At 68.2% G+C, this 16,258-nt stretch carries 14 protein-coding genes and 1 tRNA gene; 8 read left to right on the top strand and 7 right to left on the bottom strand.

Annotation, left to right across the window (positions count from 1 at the left end; genetic code table 11):
- Positions 1-4 precede the first annotated feature (4 nt).
- Positions 5-193 (bottom strand): helix-turn-helix domain-containing protein, encoded by a 189-nt coding sequence (locus ACM26W_RS03030; protein WP_416139402.1) that lies wholly within the window; start codon positions 191-193, stop codon positions 5-7.
- Here ACM26W_RS03030 and ACM26W_RS03035 point away from each other — a divergent pair.
- Positions 146-724 (top strand): dioxygenase, encoded by a 579-nt coding sequence (locus tag ACM26W_RS03035; protein WP_416139403.1) that lies wholly within the window; start codon positions 146-148, stop codon positions 722-724. The two genes, ACM26W_RS03030 and ACM26W_RS03035, sit on opposite strands and share 48 nt — an antisense overlap.
- A 283-nt stretch (positions 725-1,007) precedes the next feature.
- On the opposite strand, the gene ACM26W_RS03040 is transcribed toward ACM26W_RS03035, so the two are convergent.
- Positions 1,008-1,084 (bottom strand) — tRNA-Met (locus ACM26W_RS03040).
- Between the two features lie 187 nt (positions 1,085-1,271).
- On the opposite strand from ACM26W_RS03040, the gene phbB reads away from it, so the two are divergent.
- Complete coding sequence (gene phbB, locus ACM26W_RS03045) at positions 1,272-2,018, top strand: acetoacetyl-CoA reductase (RefSeq protein ID WP_416139404.1); 747 nt, start codon at positions 1,272-1,274, stop codon at positions 2,016-2,018.
- 112 nt (positions 2,019-2,130) lie between these two features.
- Here the strand turns inward: phbB and ACM26W_RS03050 are convergent, their stop codons facing one another.
- Positions 2,131-4,911, bottom strand: a complete 2,781-nt coding sequence (locus tag ACM26W_RS03050) for a DUF349 domain-containing protein (protein WP_416139405.1) — start codon at positions 4,909-4,911, stop codon at positions 2,131-2,133.
- 265 nt (positions 4,912-5,176) lie between these two features.
- On the opposite strand from ACM26W_RS03050, the gene minC reads away from it, so the two are divergent.
- From minC to sbcB, 4 genes are all read left to right on the top strand, one after another.
- Positions 5,177-5,926 carry a septum site-determining protein MinC gene (gene minC, locus ACM26W_RS03055; RefSeq protein WP_416139406.1) on the top strand — a complete coding sequence of 250 codons (750 nt, stop codon included), beginning with the start codon at positions 5,177-5,179 and terminating at the stop codon, positions 5,924-5,926.
- A gap of 60 nt (positions 5,927-5,986) precedes the next feature.
- Positions 5,987-6,805: a septum site-determining protein MinD gene (gene minD, locus ACM26W_RS03060; protein WP_416139407.1), complete on the top strand. Its 819-nt coding sequence runs from the start codon at positions 5,987-5,989 to the stop codon at positions 6,803-6,805.
- The gene (gene minE, locus ACM26W_RS03065; RefSeq protein ID WP_290788379.1) at positions 6,802-7,062 is read left to right on the top strand and encodes a cell division topological specificity factor MinE; all 261 of its coding nucleotides are present in this window, start codon (positions 6,802-6,804) and stop codon (positions 7,060-7,062) included. The genes minD and minE overlap by 4 nt, the downstream gene beginning before the upstream one ends.
- A 63-nt stretch (positions 7,063-7,125) precedes the next feature.
- Positions 7,126-8,613, top strand: a complete 1,488-nt coding sequence (gene sbcB, locus ACM26W_RS03070; protein ID WP_416139408.1) for an exodeoxyribonuclease I — start codon at positions 7,126-7,128, stop codon at positions 8,611-8,613.
- 163 nt (positions 8,614-8,776) lie between these two features.
- Here sbcB and ACM26W_RS03075 read toward each other — a convergent pair whose 3' ends face one another.
- Together ACM26W_RS03075 and ACM26W_RS03080 are read right to left on the bottom strand one after the other, a co-directional pair.
- Positions 8,777-11,623 (bottom strand): insulinase family protein, encoded by a 2,847-nt coding sequence (locus tag ACM26W_RS03075; protein WP_416139409.1) that lies wholly within the window; start codon positions 11,621-11,623, stop codon positions 8,777-8,779.
- 61 nt (positions 11,624-11,684) lie between these two features.
- Positions 11,685-12,359 carry an SOS response-associated peptidase gene (locus ACM26W_RS03080; protein ID WP_416139410.1) on the bottom strand — a complete coding sequence of 225 codons (675 nt, stop codon included), beginning with the start codon at positions 12,357-12,359 and terminating at the stop codon, positions 11,685-11,687.
- A 222-nt stretch (positions 12,360-12,581) separates the two neighbouring features.
- Between ACM26W_RS03080 and ACM26W_RS03085 the strand changes: the two genes are divergently transcribed.
- Together ACM26W_RS03085 and ACM26W_RS03090 are read left to right on the top strand one after the other, a co-directional pair.
- Positions 12,582-13,199, top strand: coding sequence for a TetR/AcrR family transcriptional regulator (locus ACM26W_RS03085; RefSeq protein WP_416139411.1), 618 nt, complete (start codon positions 12,582-12,584; stop codon positions 13,197-13,199).
- Between the two features lie 17 nt (positions 13,200-13,216).
- Positions 13,217-13,933, top strand: a complete 717-nt coding sequence (locus ACM26W_RS03090; RefSeq protein WP_416139412.1) for a 1-acyl-sn-glycerol-3-phosphate acyltransferase — start codon at positions 13,217-13,219, stop codon at positions 13,931-13,933.
- A gap of 13 nt (positions 13,934-13,946) precedes the next feature.
- On the opposite strand, the gene ACM26W_RS03095 is transcribed toward ACM26W_RS03090, so the two are convergent.
- On the bottom strand, positions 13,947-15,218 hold the full coding sequence (locus ACM26W_RS03095) for an HlyC/CorC family transporter (RefSeq protein ID WP_416139413.1): 1,272 nt from the start codon (positions 15,216-15,218) through the stop codon (positions 13,947-13,949).
- A 78-nt stretch (positions 15,219-15,296) separates the two neighbouring features.
- Complete coding sequence (locus ACM26W_RS03100) at positions 15,297-16,097, bottom strand: cytochrome C assembly family protein (protein ID WP_416139414.1); 801 nt, start codon at positions 16,095-16,097, stop codon at positions 15,297-15,299.
- Positions 16,098-16,258: the final 161 nt, after the last annotated feature.

The raw sequence follows: 16,258 nt of genomic DNA on the forward strand, positions 1-16,258 counted from the left end.
CAATCTACAACATCCTCCGTTTCTTCAACCGATAGTCCAGCGCCGCCCGGCTTAGCCCCAGGCGGCGAGCGGCCGCCGAGACGTTGCTGCCCGCGGCGAACGCTTCTACAACAACGCACTGCCGCAGCTCTGTCAGGTCTGCCAGGTGCCGCTGGCGATCACCGAGCCGGACGACGACACCCTGCTCAGCCATCGCGACACCGTGCACGAAGGCGAGCGCTACCACTTCTGCTCCGATGGCTGCCGCGACATCTTCCACCACGAGCCGGAGAAGTACGTCCAGGCCTGGCTGCCGGTGCACCAGATCCTGCAGGGCAACTGTGGAGGCGCCGACATGGAGAAGGTAATTGGCGACTACTACCGCATCGAGATCGGCGAGGACAACCTCGAGTTCGACGTCACCGAGGAAGAGTACTGGTCCACCGTCAGCCTGCTCAACGCGCTGGGCAGCCAGACCCAGTTCGGCCTGCTCTCGCCGGGCCTGGGCTTCGACCACTACCTGGACATGCGTCAGGATGCGGCGGACGCCGAGGCCAAGCGCACCGGCGGCACCCCGCGCACCATCGAGGGCCCGCTCTACGTGGCCGGCGCCCCGACCGACGTGGTGCTGAAGTCCCTGGGCCGTCACGGCGAGCGCCCGGCGCACATCCACTACTTCATCTCCGCGCCGGATCACCAGCACCTGACCACCCAGATCAACCTGGCCGGCACCGCCAAGGTCTGAGGCAAGGGCCCGAACCTGGCTGAAGCACGGAAAGGCGAGCCCGGGATGGCCAGGGATGCTTCGACTTCGAATAGTGGTAGCGGGGACCGCCGACCGCCGACCTTGAGACAAGAGGGAACCGATGACGGGTCATCGGGCACAAAAAAAGCCAGAACATGTTGGTTCTGGCTTTTTACGATATTTGGTAGCGGGGACCGCCGACCTTGAAACAAGAGGGAACCGATGACCGTCATCGGTTCCAAAGCAAGAGGCCGGCTCCCTGCGGAGCCGGCCTCTCGATATTTGGTAGCGGGGACCGGATTTGAACCGATGACCTTCGGGTTATGAGCCCGACGAGCTACCAGACTGCTCCACCCCGCATCAACGTGAAGCGTATTCTACAGGAATTACCCCTTTAGTCAAGAAGGAGGTTCAAACGCTCGTCCCGGCCCCATCTCCTGGTCCATACTCAGCGAAGTTGTCATCAAATGGGCAACGCTTCAGAGAATAATTCGTGTGCCGGCCGAGGTGGCCTGGCCACAGTGTCATGACAATCAGGGAGGTTACTATGGCCAACAACGCAATCGTTGCTTGGGTGACCGGTGGAACCGGCGGTATCGGCAGTGCTATCTGCCGTTCGCTGGCCGATGAGGGCTATCAGGTGGTCGCTGGCTACCACAATCCGGAGAAGGCCAAGACTTGGCTCGAAGCCCAGAAGGCGGATGGCTACAGCAACATCGACATCTCCGGGATAGATCTGGTGGACTTCGAGGCCTGCATCAACGGGGTCAAGGAGATCGAGGAGAAGCATGGCCCGATCGGTGTTCTGGTCAACTGTGCGGGCATCACCCGCGATGGCACCATGAAGAAGATGACACCCGAGCAATGGCACGAGGTCATCGACACCAACCTCAACAGCGTCTTCAACACCTGTCGCAGCGTGCTGGATACCATGCTGGACAAGCAGCACGGCCGGATCATCAACATCTCTTCCATCAACGGGCGCAAGGGTCAGTTTGGCCAGGTGAACTACTCCGCCGCCAAGGCGGGGATGCACGGCCTGACCATGGCACTGGCTCAGGAGACCGCCACCAAGGGCATCACCGTCAACACCGTGTCGCCGGGCTACATTGCCACCGACATGATCATGAAGATCCCCGAGAAGGTGCGTGAGTCCATCCGCGAGACCATCCCGGTCAAGCGCTACGGCAAGCCGGAGGAAATCGGTCGCCTGGTGGCCTACCTGGCCCACGAGGAGTCAGGCTTCATCACCGGCGCCAACATCGACATCAACGGCGGCCAGTTCATGGGCTGATCGCCCGGAATAACCGTGGCCTCTGCCGACCGGGCAGGGGCCATGCCCCCGAATGCAGGAGCGCGAGGTGACCCCTCGCGCTCCTGCGTCATTGTGGGCCGTGTGGCGGCCGTCAGGGTGGCGGCAGGCGCGTCAGACGCTCCAGCATGCGGTCCAGCTCTCCCACCTCGCGGCTCCAGAGCGCAGGCGCTACCGGTCCGGTGGCCAGCAGTTCGCGCAGCACGCCGTGGACCTCCTCGGCGCATGAGAGCTCGCGGCCCAGGCTGTCGTTGAGGCGCTCCACCTGGATGGCCAGTCGCAGGGGATCGTCGCGGTGGCTGACGCTGCCCACGGCGAGCAGGGAAAGATGTACCCGCACTCTCGCCAAGTGCTCTTCCATCTCCTCGTCGGCAGGGGGCGCCTGGCGCGCCGCGTTGCGGCGGGCATGGGCACCGCGCATGTCGTCCGCCAGGCTCAGTCCCTCGGGGAGTGCCACCTCGCGAGACTCACCGCCGGCGAGGTGCTCGGCATCGGCCTCCAGGTGGGCAAGCAGCAGCGGCTGCACGGTGCGCCAGCGCTCCACCTCTTCCACCACGGCCAGACGCTCGAGGCGCTCGCGGCGGGCACGTACGATGCCCGACCAGCGACGCCGCATGCCCTCTGTGCGACGCCCGCCGGGGAGCGGCTCCAGTGCCGCGGCCTCGGCGATGGCGGCGGCGAGCGCGGCCTCGTCGGCGCTGCTGGCGGGTTGCCAGGCGTCCATGCGCTCGATCAGCGTCTGCATGGCCTCCTGGCGTTCCCGGGCCTGACGGACGCGGTCGTCGCGTTCGGCCTCCCGGGAGGCAAACACCTGGTCGCACAGGGTGCGGAACTCGCGCCACAGCGCCTGTTCTTCGCCCCTCGGGGCGCGGCCCAGCTCACGCCAGCGCTGCTGCAGCGCCTTGACCGCCTCGGCGCGCCGGGCGGCGGGCATCGCCTGGCCGAGCAGGGCACGCACCTGCTCGATGAGGTCGCGTTTGGTTTCGGCGACCGCCTGTGCGCGCTGGTCGATCAGCGCCTGGAGCGCGTGGCGGATGCGGCCGAAGCGGCGCCCGATGGCCTCGGCCTGGTCCCGGGGCACCGGTGCGGCGCGCCGCCACTGGTCCCGGGCGCGGTCGCGGATCTCACGCAGGGCATCCGGATCGGCCTCCTCGGCGGGCTGGTCAAGCAGCGTCTCGAGTTGCTGGCAGAGGGTCTCTCGGGTGGCCAGGTTGGTCTGGCGCTCCGCATCGAGGCGCTCACGCCACGGGGTCAGACGTGCGTGGATGCGGTCGGAGGCGGTCCGGAAGTGGGTCGATTGCTCGCGGTTGGCGGCGGCGTCGCCCAGGGACTTCCACTCCTTGACCAGCTGACGATGGCGGCGGTCCAGGCCGGCGTCGAGGAGGGTGGCATCCTCGGCCAGGGCCTCGACGGTCTGGACCAGCTGGTCGCGCTTGGGGCCGGCCACGAAGCTGCGCCAGTCGCGCAGTTCGGCCAGCCGCGCCCCCAGCTGACGAAGACGCGCCGCGTGGGGCTGGCGAGAGCTGGTATCGAGCTTCTCGGCGGTCTGGCGCAGGCGCTGGTGAAGGCGGCTGGCACCCTTGAAGGCGCCGCGCTCCAGCAGGCTCTCCAGGTCGTCGAGATCGGCGATGAAGCGCGCCAGACGCGCCGCGTGGTCCTCGGCCGGGGCGTCTTGCTGCGCCAGGCGTTCGCGGGCTCGGCGTAGCAGCGGAGTGGGGGCCAGGTCCTCGGGCCAGGCGAGGGCGCCGAGCAGCGCCGTGAGGCGCTCGTCATCGCCATCGGTCAGGGCGAGCTCGACCTCGCCGGCGCGCTCCTCCAGACGGACCCAGGCCTGGCTGATGCGATCGAACCCCTCGCGGACGGCGTCATAGCGTTGGCGCAGGGCCTGGTCGGCCAGGTGCTGGTCGGAAAGCGCCTGCCAACGGTGAGCCAGCAGCTGCTTCTGGGCGCGCAGGCTGGCGATGTCCTGAGTCATGACGACCTCGCTGCGACCCAGGGCCTCGACCCCCTCCTCCAGGGCCTCCACCAGCGCCTCTCTGGCCTGCTCGGCGTCCTCGCGCCGTGCCTCGGAGGCCTCGCTGGCGCGCTGCTGGGCCTCATGGTCGCCGATTACCTTGCGGCAGCGTAGGCAGGCATCGTGGTAGCGGCGCTCCTGGCTGGCGTCGGGCAGATCCTGCAGGGTCGCCCACTCCCGCATCAGGTGGCGAAAGCGACCGGCGTAGAGCGGCTCCCAGGGGGCGGTGGCATGGCGCTCCAGATTAGCGAGCAGCGACTCGCGGCGATCACGGGCGGCGGCCAGCTGGGCGGCATCGGCACGCAGGCGGTTGAGGCGCTCCCGGGCCTGGCGCATCACCTGGCGGTCGCGACGCACCTGCTGGGCCAGGCGGGCCAGTCCGGCTTCGCTCACGACCCGCTCGGCGGCGGCGTGGCGCACGGCGGCGATTCCGTTGTCGCAGGCCTGGCGGATCAGTGCCTCTTCGCCGTCCAACCTGGCCAGAGCGGCCAGGCGCAGTTGCTGGTTGTCGCCTCGCAAGCAGAGCTCGGCCAGCAGGTCGGCGTCGTCGAGCCGTTCGATCAGTGCGACCCGGGCGCCCAGCTCCAGACTGCCGGTGCGCCCGGCGAGCAGGGCGAGAAGCTGGCGGGAGAGCTCTTCCGAGGCACCGCCTTCGTCGAGCAGGCCGAGCAGCCGCTCGGGGTCGTCGAGGCGGGCCAGCGCCGTGGCCCGTACGGACGGGCTCTCGTCCCGGGCGAGCCGCTCCAGGGCCAGGCGGTGCTCGTCGCGTTCTAGGTCGAGGCGCGCAACGGCCTGGCACCGCACCTGGGGGTCGGGGTGCTGCCAGCGCGGGGCGAACAGGCGGCGAAGGAGTCCTGACATGGGCGATCCTGATGAAGGGCGCATCACGCACCGGGACGCGCCGGTAAAGTATTGTGGGGTGGTGCCGGGCAGCGCCGTCAGGCGAAGCGCCGGTCTTGGGCATGGAGAGTATCTAAGCATGCGGTGCCGCTGGGGAAAAGCCCGTGCTATGGCCGCCTGGAGACACTGACAGGGGGAGGCCCTAGGCGTATGATCAGTTGCAGGCGGCGCGGCACTCGCTTAGCTTGTGTGGCGTACCCCGACCAACACCATGTGGAGTTCGGCAATGAGCCTCAAAATGGACAGGGACAGCATGGCTTTCACCTTCAAGGGCGGCATGCTGCCGATGACGGTCATGGAACTGGCCAGCGCCGACCCCGAGCAGATCCGTGACCAGCTCGCCGGCAAACTCAGCCAGTCTCCGGCCTTCTTCCAGCACACACCGGTAGTGCTCAGCGTCGAGAAGCTCGACGAGCCTCACCTGGCCCTGGAGCGCATCTGCGCGGTGTGTCGTGCCCACAAGCTGCTGCCGGTGGCCGTGCGCGGTGGCGCAGAGCCGGTCAAGCAGTCGGCATGGGCGCTGGGCCTTGGCTGGTTCCCGCCCCTCGAGGCGAACCGCCCCAGGGCGCTCGAGAGCGTGCCTTCGATGGACATCGAGGAGAGCGCCGAGGAGGAGGTCGCCCTGGCGTCTCCGCCGGGTGTAGCCAGCGGCGGGAGGATCTTCCGTGGCACGGTGCGCTCCGGTCAGCAGATCACCGCTCCGGAGGGGGACCTGGTGGTGGTTGGGGCGGTCAATGCCGGTGCCGAGGTGCTGGCCGCGGGTAGCGTGCATGTCTATGGCGCCCTGCGCGGCCGTGCCCTGGCCGGCATCCACGGCGATCCCCTGGCCGGCATCTTCTGCCGTGAACTCCACGCCGAGCTGCTGTCGGTGGCCGGCAACTACAAGCGTCTCGAGGACATCGACCCGCGCCTGCTCGGCGTCATGGTGCAGGTGCGCCTCGAAGGCGACCAGCTCGGCATCACGTCGCTGGCCTGAGGCTCGACACGACCGAGACGGTCATCTCTTTACCATTCAATGACAGACAGGAAGCGACTCTTGGCCAAGATCATCGTTGTGACCTCCGGGAAGGGAGGCGTCGGCAAGACAACCAGCGCGGCAGCCATCGCCACCGGCCTGGCACTGCGCGGCAACAAGACCGTGGTCATCGACTTCGACGTGGGGCTGCGCAACCTCGACCTGATCATGGGCTGCGAGCGCCGGGTGGTCTATGACCTGGTCAACGTCATCCAGGGTGAGGCCGGACTGAGCCAGGCGCTGATCCGCGACAAGCGGGTCGACAACCTGCATATCCTCCCGGCCTCCCAGACCCGCGACAAGGACGCCCTGAGCCAGGAGGGGGTCGAGAAGGTGCTCGAGACACTGAGCAAGGATTTCGACTACATCCTCTGCGACTCCCCGGCGGGTATCGAGCGCGGCGCCCAGCTGGCCATGTACTTTGCCGACGAGGCCATCGTGGTCACCAACCCCGAGGTCTCCTCGGTGCGTGACTCCGATCGCATCCTCGGCCTGCTGGCCTCAAAGACCCGGCGCGCCGAGCGTGGTGAGGAGCCGATCAAGGAGCACCTGCTGGTTACCCGCTACAACCCGGAGCGGGTCGATCTGGGCGATATGCTCAACCTCGACGACATTCGCGAGATCCTGGCCATCGATCTGATCGGCCTGATCCCCGAGTCCGAGGCGGTGCTGCGCGCCTCCAACCAGGGGGTGCCCGTGACTCATGACGGTGCAAGCGATGCCGGCCAGGCCTACACCGATACGGTGGCGCGCCTGCTCGGCGAGGATGTGCCCCTGCGCTTCCACGAGTATCAGAAGAAGAGCCTGCTGAGTCGCATGTTTGGAGGAGTTCGCCGGTGAAACTGCTTGAATTCCTGAAGCGAGAGCGCAAGAAGTCCGCCTCGGTCGCCAAGGAGCGGCTGCAGATCATCGTGGCACACCAGCGCACACAGCGTGGCCAGCCCGACTACATGCCGATGCTGGAGAAAGAGCTGCTCGAGGTGATCCGTCGCTACGTCCAGGTGGACGACGACGCCATCAACATCAGCCTGGACAGCGAGGACAACTGCTCGGTGCTGGAGCTCAACGTCACCCTGCCCAAGGGCTCACCCGGCTGAGTGGCGTGCGGTGCTGTGCTAGGCTGTGGCCTCCATCCAGCCTGACCGTCGGAGAGTCCGCCCATGGCGCCGCCCGCTGCCCCGCTGACCTTTCTGTGGCACGACTACGAGACCTTCGGCGCCGACCCGCGCCGTGATCGCCCGTCCCAGTTCGCGGCAATCCGCACCGACGCCGACTTCAACGAGGTCGGCGAACCGGCGGAGTGGTTCTGCAAGCCCGCCGACGACTACCTGCCTCATCCTCAGGCCTGCCTGATCACCGGGATCACCCCCCAGCAGGCGCGCCGCCGCGGCCTGCCCGAGGCGGAGTTTGCCGGGCAGATCGAGGCGCTGATGAGCACGCCCGGTACCTGCGTGCTGGGCTACAACAGCCTGCGCTTCGACGACGAGGTGACTCGCCACCTCTTCTATCGCAACCTGGTCGACCCCTACGCCCGGGAGTGGCAGAACGGCAACTCCCGTTGGGACCTGATCGACGTGGTGCGTGCCTTCCACGCCCTGCGCCCGGCCGGCATCGAGTGGCCGCGCCGCGAGGATGGTGCGCCGAGCTTTCGCCTCGAGGATCTGACTGCCGCCAATGGCATCGCCCACCAGGGCGCCCACGACGCCCTGGCCGATGTGCGTGCCACCATTGCCCTGGCGAAGCGGCTGCGCGAAGCCAACCCTCGCCTCTTCGACTACCTGCTCGGGCTGCGCGGGAAGCGCTCGGTGGCCCGGCTGCTCGACGTGCCAGGGCGCAAGCCGGTACTGCACATCTCTCGCCGCTACCCGGCCAGCCGTGGCTGCGCCGCCTTGGTGATGCCGTTGGCCGAGCATCCAACCAACCCCAATGGGGTCATCGTCTACGATCTTTCGATGGACCCGACCCCACTCTTCGACCTTTCCGCCGAGCAGATCCGCCAGCGGGTCTTCGTCAGCAACGACGACCTGGCCGAGGGTGAGGAGCGCATCCCCCTCAAGGTGATTCATATCAACAAGTGCCCGGTGATCTTTCCGGCCAGCGCGCTCAAGGATGTGGAGGGCCCACATCAGGGCGAATACGGGGAGATCGTCGCCCGTCTGGGGCTGGATGTGGTCGCCTGTCGCGAGCACTGGAAGCGCCTCGCTGCCCACCCCGAGGTGGCGCCCCGGGTGAGCGAGGTGTTTGCCGCTCCGCCGCCCGCGGGCCCCGAGGACCCCGACCTGATGCTCTACGCCGGCGGCTTCTTCTCGCCGGCGGATCGCCAGCAGATGCAGCGCGTGCGTGACAGCGACCCTTGGGACCTGGTAGGCGCGCGCTTCGCCTTCCAGGACCCGCGTCTCGAGGAGATGCTGTTCCGCTTTCGGGCGCGCAGCTACCCCGAGACCCTGGAGGGCGAGGAGCTGGCACAGTGGGAGGCCTATCGCTGGGCGCGCATGAACGACCCGACAGTAGCTGGCCTCACCCTCAAGGGCTTCGCCCGGGAGATCGAGCGGCTCAATCAGGTGGCGCTGAGCGACCGTGACCGCCAGGTGCTCGAGGAACTGGTGATGCATGTTGAGGCGATCATGCCGCCCCAGGCCTTCGACTGAGGTATCGCCCCTCGCCCCTCGCGCGCACCTTGTGGGAGCCACGCTCTGCGGGGCGAAGGTTGTGGCCTCGGCACAGGCCTTAACACCGCCGGGCGGCTGCGCCGCCATTCGCCGGGCGGAGCCCAGCTCCTACAGGTGCCCCTCGCTTACCTTGCGTTACTCCTCACTCTTCGACCTCCGGCAGCGGTTCCAGATGTTGGGTGAGGGCCAGCACGTCGTCGGGCTCGCTACCCGGGTCGAAGGCGACCCGGGCCACCGCCGCCTGGCGAAGGTTCGGCCACAGCTCGCGCAGCTCGTCGGCGCTGACCGCCAGTGCCCGCTCGGCGAGTCGCTCTCGGCGGTCGAACTCGATGTCACCGAAGGACATGGCCTGCCACAGGCGGCCGGCGCGGCCAGCGAGGCTGGTGTCGCGCTGGGTCAGGCGATCGTGTACCGCCTGACGATTGGGGATCAGGGTCTCGTCATCCAGCGCGGCCAGGGTCGTCTCGAAGTCGTCGAGGAAGGCGTCGATGCGGGCATCGATCGCTGCGCTTTCGGTGTCAGGCGACTGCACCAGCAGCGCCAGCCCCGGAGCGTCCAGCATCGGTGAGTAGCCGGCGTTGACCACGTACCCGAGCTGCTCCTCGGTGCGCAGCCGCTGGTAGAAGGGAGTGTCGATCAGCTGTCCGAGCACCGCCAGCTGTGCCTGGCTCGCCAGTGAGCGGTCGGGGCCCTGCAGATAGCGCAGCACCACCGACTCCTCGCGACTGGTGTGCGGGGTCAGGCTGGGCAGGTCGGCGTCCGCCCGCAGCGGCGTGAGATCGGGAATGGCGGACGCCTCGAGGCTAGGGATCAGGCGCTCGGCGACCCGCCGGCCCAAGGCCTCGGCCTCGTCGCCCGCCAGGTTGCCTACCGCCATGGCCTCCAGGCGCAGCTCGGCCAGCAGGGCGTCGCGGAAGTCGCGCAGGTCTTCCGCGCTAAGTTCACGACTCGCCTCCAGCAGGGCGGCGCTGGGCCACTGTGGACGCACCAGCGCCTCGGCGAGGGTGCGACTGGCCTGGCGGTGCAGGGCCGCCTGGGGGGCGTTGCGCCACTCCCGCTGCAGGCGATAGCGCACCCGCGCGACGCTGGCTTCGTCCACCTCGCCGGCCTGCAGCTGCTCGATGACACGCTCCATCATCCGCTCCTGGCGGTCGCGCCAGCCGGAGAAGGAGAGGGTGATGCCGCGGGCATGGGCGTAGGCTTCGAAATGCTGGCCGGCCAGGCGTGCCGGGTAGAAGGCCTCGTTGAGGCTGTCATCCAGCCAGCCGGCGAGCAGGCGGGCGAGGGCGGCGTCCCGGGCGGAGCTGGCCGCATCCGGGTGCTGCAGGCTGAAGCGCCACTCCACCTTGGGGGTGTTGAAGGTGGCATCGGCCATGTGCCAGAGGTCGAAGGCGGGCTCCTCGACCAGCCGCCGCGGGCGCTCGTCCTGGTCGTCGAGCAGGTCGAGGTCCTCGGCGATATAGGGGTTGGGCTCGGGCAGGACCAGCCCGGTCAGCGCCGGGGCCTCGCCGCGCTGGTCTTCAACCCTCTCTTCAACCCAGGGAGCATGGAACCAGGGGGAGCTCTCCTCACCTTCCACGTCCGGGGCGCTGTAGAGGCGGATCAGGTGGTCGGGCCGCAGGGCGTCGAGGTAGGCCTTGCTGCGCTCACGTGCGAAGCCGTCCATGCGGTAGGCGGCATACTGCACGTCCTCCACCGGGAAGCGCGACAGGTTCATGGAAAGGCGCATGGCCTCCTGGCGGGGCGCGCCATGCTGCTGGAAACGGAACTCCTGTTCGGCAAGGCTCGCCTTCTCGTCGTAACGCCATGCCTCGAGGCCCTCCTCGCGGAGTTGCTCGATGGCAGCGAACAGGGTCGCCTCGATGGCGTCGCGCGCCTCGGCGCCGGCCGGAGTCAGGCTGACGTTGATGCTGAACAGGGCGTGGTGGCCGTCGCTGCGGGAGACTCCGGCGGAGAGGCCGTCGGCCCAACCGGCCTTGCGCAGGGCCGCGAGCAGGCTGCCGTCGCCCTCGTGGCCCAGCAGGTGGGCGATCAGGTCGGCGGGCTTGTGGCGATACTCGGCGATGGGATCGGGGATCGGGAACAGCAGGCGCAACTGGCGGCTGTCGCGCACCGACTGCAACGCGACCCGCTGGGGCAGGGTGTCGTCGAGCACGAGCGGCGCGGTGATCTCGGGAGCGGAGAGGCCGCGGTCGGCGATGACGGCGAAGCGCTCGGCAACCAGAGACTCGAGCTCGTCAAGCGGCTGCGGCGCCACCAGTGCCAGGTGCATGACGTTGGCGTCGTAGTAGCGCTGATAGAAGTCGATCACCCGCTCGCGCAGGCTCGGTTCGCCCTCGGGGCGGTCGGCCAGGGTCTCGCGACTGCCCACGGAGAAGCCGGTGGTGGGGTTCTCGGGGTTGAGCAGGGCATTGAGCACATCGTTCTCGCGGCGGGCGTCGTCGCGGATCCGCGCCATGTACTCGGAGTGCACGATGTTGCGCTCGCTCTCCAGCTGGTCGGCGTTGAACAGCGGCGAAACAAAGAACTGGCTGAAGCGGTCCAGGGCGCCCTCCAGGGCGTCGGGGTCGATGTCGAAGAAGTAGTTGGTGTCCTGGGGCGCGGTGAAGGCGTTGTGGCTGCCGCCGTGGCGAGAGATATAGCCCTGGTAGGCGTCGGCCTCCGGGAAGGGCTCGGTGCCCAGGAACAGCATGTGCTCGAGGAAGTGGGCCAGGCCGGCGAGGTCCTCCGGGTCCTGGGCGCTGCCCACGGAGACGTTCATGGAGGCGGCGGCCTTGTCGGCCTCGGGGTCGCTGACCAGCAGGGCGGTGAGACCGTTCTCCAGGGTCAGTACCCGGTAGTCGCGGCTGTCGTGGGGGCTGACCAGCGGCGTGGCCACCTCGGCGATGGCGTCCGCCCCGGGGTGGCTCTCGGCAACGGCGGGGCCGGTGATCAGCAGGGCCGCGGCAGCGGCCAGGCCGCAGCATCGGGCAGTCGGGGTAAGGGACATCGTCTCTCCTGGGGATCTGGATATCGTGGCTCGGTGTGCCGTGGCTCGTGGCGGCGGTGCGTCAGTCGAGCTGGCGCAGCATCGGCCCGATCGGATGGGCGCAGGCGGCGTCCTGATTGACGGGGCTGTTCACACGTCTTGATACCGGGAAAGCGCCCAACAGTTCCAACGGGGCGGGGGTGAGCAGGGCGCGGGTTTCCTCCAGCGGCGTCTCGGAGTCTAGCCAGCGCCGCGCCTGGGCGGGGTCGATCACCGCCGGCAGGCGGTCGGTGAGCGGCGCCAGCAGCCGATTGGTGGGCACCGTGATCAGCGCCAGGGAGTCGGTATGCTCCGCCAGACTGGTATGGAAGCGGCACCACAGCCCCGCCAGCAGCAGCGGGCCGCGGTCGACCCGGGTGACCAGGAAGGGCTGCTTGAAGCGGGGCTGGGACTTCCAGACGTAGACCCCGCTGGCCGGCACCAGGCAGCGTCTCGACTGGAAGGCCTCGCGGAACATCGGGCGCGACGCCAGCGATTCCGCCCGGGCACAGTGGGGCGCGTGGTCGAGCACCTCCAGCCAGGGGGGAGTGAGCCCCCAGAACAGTCGACCCAGGCGCAGCAGGCCGGCCTCCAGGCGAATGGCCGAGAGCATGCGGCGCGGGGCCAGGTTGGGGCTGGTCACCGGAGGGGCGTCGATGGTCAGTTCCGGCAGCAGGCGCGCAAGGTCGAAGGGGGCGATATGCAGTCGTCCGGCCATGGGCGCTCCGCAGACGATGGGCCGTTCAGGGTAACCAAGGGAAGGGGTTGAGGAAAGGGCGGGAGGTGCTGTGTGACCAAAGGCAGAGCTTGAAAAGCGCGAGGCCGGGGCGGGGGTATCGAAAACAGTGTTCGAAATGCGCTATCCTTGGTGCCCTGGCCGGTGCGAATTCGCGCCGGCCCTGCTTACGCAACTGCCCTTTCGAGGCTCGCGAGGATAACGATGGCCCGTCCCAGACAGCATGCCCCCGAGGCGCTCCATGCCCAGGTCATGGCGGCTTGCGGTGCCTGGCTGCAGGAGAATCCGGTGCACACCCTCTCCCTGCGGGCCCTGGCTAGGGAGGTGGGGTGCGCTCCCAGCACCCTGCTCAAGCTCTACGGTAGCTTCAATAACCTCCTGCAGCACGTCAATATCGAGACCCTCGCGCACCTGCGCGAGGAGATCGAGCCGCTGACCAGCGAAGCCACTCCGAGGCAGCGGCTGAGTGCCCTGGCGCGAGCCTACTGGCAGTTTGCCCAGCGCGATGCCTACCGCTGGCAGCTGCTGTTCGACTATCCCCTGGCCCAGGAGGGCGAGCTGGACCAGCGTCAGAGCGACATGATCGAGGGGCTCTTCCTGCGCGTGGAGGCGACCCTGAAGGAGTATCAGCCGGCACTGGATGATCAGGAGGCGCGCCGCCTGGCACGCACCCTGTGGGGCAGCGTCCACGGGCTGGTGCTGCTCGGGCTCAACGAACGCCTGGGCTACTGGCAGGGTCAGCAACTTGAGGTCGGCGAACTGCTCGACCAGCTGCTCTGCACCATCCTGGCGGGGCTCAAGGCGAGGCCGGCCACGACGTGATTACGCCGGGGTGGGGAGTGGTTGCCTGGGCAGTGCTCGTCGGCTTGGCGCTGGCGCTGGCCTGGCGGGTGGCGCGCCACCCGCGGCCGGTGGTGCGCTGCCTGGTCTATCTGACGGTGCGTCTCGTCTATCGGCTGCGCCTGCGCGGTGCAGAGTACATCCCCGCCCACGGTGCTGCCCTGGTGGTCTGCAATCACGTCAGCTTCATGGATGCTCTGGTCATCGGCGGCGCCAGCCGGCGCCCGCTGCGCTTCCTGATGGACAAGCCGATCTATGACTCGCCCTGGCTCAACTGGCTGTTCCGCCTGGTGGGGGCGATTCCCGTGGAGTCGGAGCGTCATGACCCGGGCAACGTGCGCCGCGCCTTGCAGGAGGTGAGCCGCGCCCTGCGCGAGGGCGAGGTGGTGATGCTCTTCCCCGAGGGGCGCCTGACGCCGGACGGCGAGATCCACGCCTTCCGTCGCGGCCTGGAGCTGATCCTGGCTCGGGACCCGGTGCCGGTGATTCCGGCGGGGCTCTCGGGCCTGTGGGGCTCCTGGACCTCTCACGCTCACGGCCCGGCCATGAGTGGCCGACCGCGGCGCTTCCGCGCCCGGGTGGCGCTGCACTTCGGCGAGCAACATCCCTCGGGGCGGTCAACTCGGGCGGTGCTGGAGCGGCGGGTGAGGGCGCTCAAGGCCGAGGCCGACTGCTGGGCCGAACCGGCGGCGGTGGAGGCGCTGGAGCGCCCCTGATCCCGGGTCGCACTCAGCGGCGGCGCGGGGCCTGCCAGCAGCGTGCGGCGGTGACCAGGTTGTCGCGCACCTCGAGGATCTCCATGCGTACGTTGCCCACCTGCAGGCAGGCGGGGCCGTCGGGAAAGGCCTCCAGGTGCTCGAGGATCAGGCCGTTGAGGGTCTTGGGGCCGTCGGTGGGCAGTTGCCAGCCCAGGGTCTTGTTGATGTCGCGAATGGTGGCGGTGCCTTCGATGAGCTGGCTGCCGTCCTCCTGGCGGTGGATATCCTGCTCCATGCCCGCCACGTCGGTGGTGAACTCGCCGACGATCTCCTCGAGGATGTCTTCCAGGGTGACCAGTCCCTCCACGTCACCGTATTCGTCCACCACGATGCCGATGCGCCGCTTCTGCTTCTGGAAGTTGAGCAGTTGGGTGTGGAGCTGCGTGGACTCGGGAATGAAGTAGGGCTCGCGGGCCTCCTGGACGATAGCCGCCTTGGTCACCTCGCTGCGGGAGAGGAAGCGCGCCGCATTGCGCAGATGCAGCATGCCGATGATGTTGTTGATATCGCCCTTGTAGACCGGCAGTCGGGTGTGCTGGCTGGTGCGAATCTGGGTCAGGATCTCTTCCAGGTCGTCATCCAGGTCGATACCCATCACCTCGTGGCGCGGCACCATGATGTCGTTCACGGTGACATTCTCGAGGTCGAGAATCGATAGCAGCATGGCCTGGTGGCGCTGGGGAATCAGGGTGCCCGCCTCGTGCACCACGGTGCGCAGTTCGTCGCGGGTCAGGTGGTCGCCGCCGCCGTCGATGCTCGTCACGCCCATCATGCGCAGCAGGCCGTTGGAAATGGCATTGACCAGCCACACAAGCGGATAGAGCAGTTTGAGCAGCGGCTCGAGCACGCGGGAGGCGGGGAAGGCAATGCGTTCGGGCTTCACCGCTGCATAGGTCTTGGGGGTCACCTCGGCGAAGATCAGCACGGTGATGGTCAGCAGCGCCGTGGCCACCGCGGGGCCGGTGACTTCGCCGAAGAAGTGGATGGCGATGATGGTGGCGATGGAGGCCGCCAGATTGTTGACGAAGTTGTTGCCGATCAGGATCACGCCGATCAGGCGGTCAGGCCTGGCCAGTAGCCGCACGACGCGCTGGGCCCGGGGTTCGCCGCTGTTGGCCTGATGGCTCAGCCGGTAGCGGTTGATCGACATCATGCCCGTCTCGGAACTGGAGAAGAAGGCGGAGAGACAGATGAGCAGGAACAGCAGGCCGAACAGCAATCCCAGCGGGAAGTCGTCGCTCAAGTCGAAGGGTCCTCGTTGGCGTATCAGGCTCGATTTGACGGGAGGGGCGCGCGCGCTGTCAAGGCGCCGAGCGCGGCCTCAGCCGCGGCCCAGCAGGACTTCCAGTACGAACTTGCTGCCGAAGTAGGCGACCAGCAGCACGCCGCAGCCGCCCAGGGTCCAGCGCACCGCGCGCATGCCTCGCCAGCCCAGCCGGTGGTGGCTGAACAGCAGCACCGAGAAGATCACCCAGGCCGCCAGGGAGAGGATGGTCTTGTGGGCCAGGTGCTGGGCGAACATGCTGTCGAGGAACAGGAAGCCGCTGAGGATCGACAGGGTGAGCAGCCCCACGCCGGCCCAGATCAGCTCGAAAAGCACGCGCTCCATGGTGGTGAGCGGTGGCAGCGCCTGGACCAACCCGCGGATATGGTGCTGGCGCAGGGCGCGGTTCTGCAGGCCCAGCAGCACCGCCTGCACGGCGGCAATGGCCAGCACGGCGAAGGCCAGCAGCGAGCTGAGGGCATGCAGGGCAATGCCTGGGGTCAGTCCCTCGACGCGCTCGGGGCTGGGGAGCCCCGCCGCCAGCAGCAGCGCCAGGCCAGCCAGTGGCAGTATGCCCACCGCGGCGTTGAGTATCGGCTTGAACAGGCTGACCAGCAGTAGCATCGCGACCACGCCGGCGCTGATCACGATCACGCTGGTGGAGAGGCCGGGCAGCACCGGTTCGCCGTGACCGAACAGGCCGATGGCCAGCGGCAGGTGGCAGAGTAGCCCCAGCAGGGTCATGCCGCGCACCAGCAGCGGCTGTGGTGTTGCCCTGTGCAGCAGCACCAGGCCCTGCCAGGAGGCGGCGGCCAGGTAGAGAACAAAGGCCAGGGTGGCCAGGGAGAGCGCCTGCATCGATTGCGTTCCGTGCGCCTGTGGAGTGAATGACGTAAGTGTTAATAGCGTGGAGCTACTATACCCAATCCCCTGGGCAGCGCACAGCGCGGCGGATGCGTCACCCTGCCGCCGTGGCGGGAGCCGGGGCCAGGAGCGGGGAGGCGCGGCGCGGCGCATGG

The organism is Halomonas sp. HK25, assembly GCF_047795635.1.
Taxonomy (GTDB): domain Bacteria; phylum Pseudomonadota; class Gammaproteobacteria; order Pseudomonadales; family Halomonadaceae; genus Halomonas.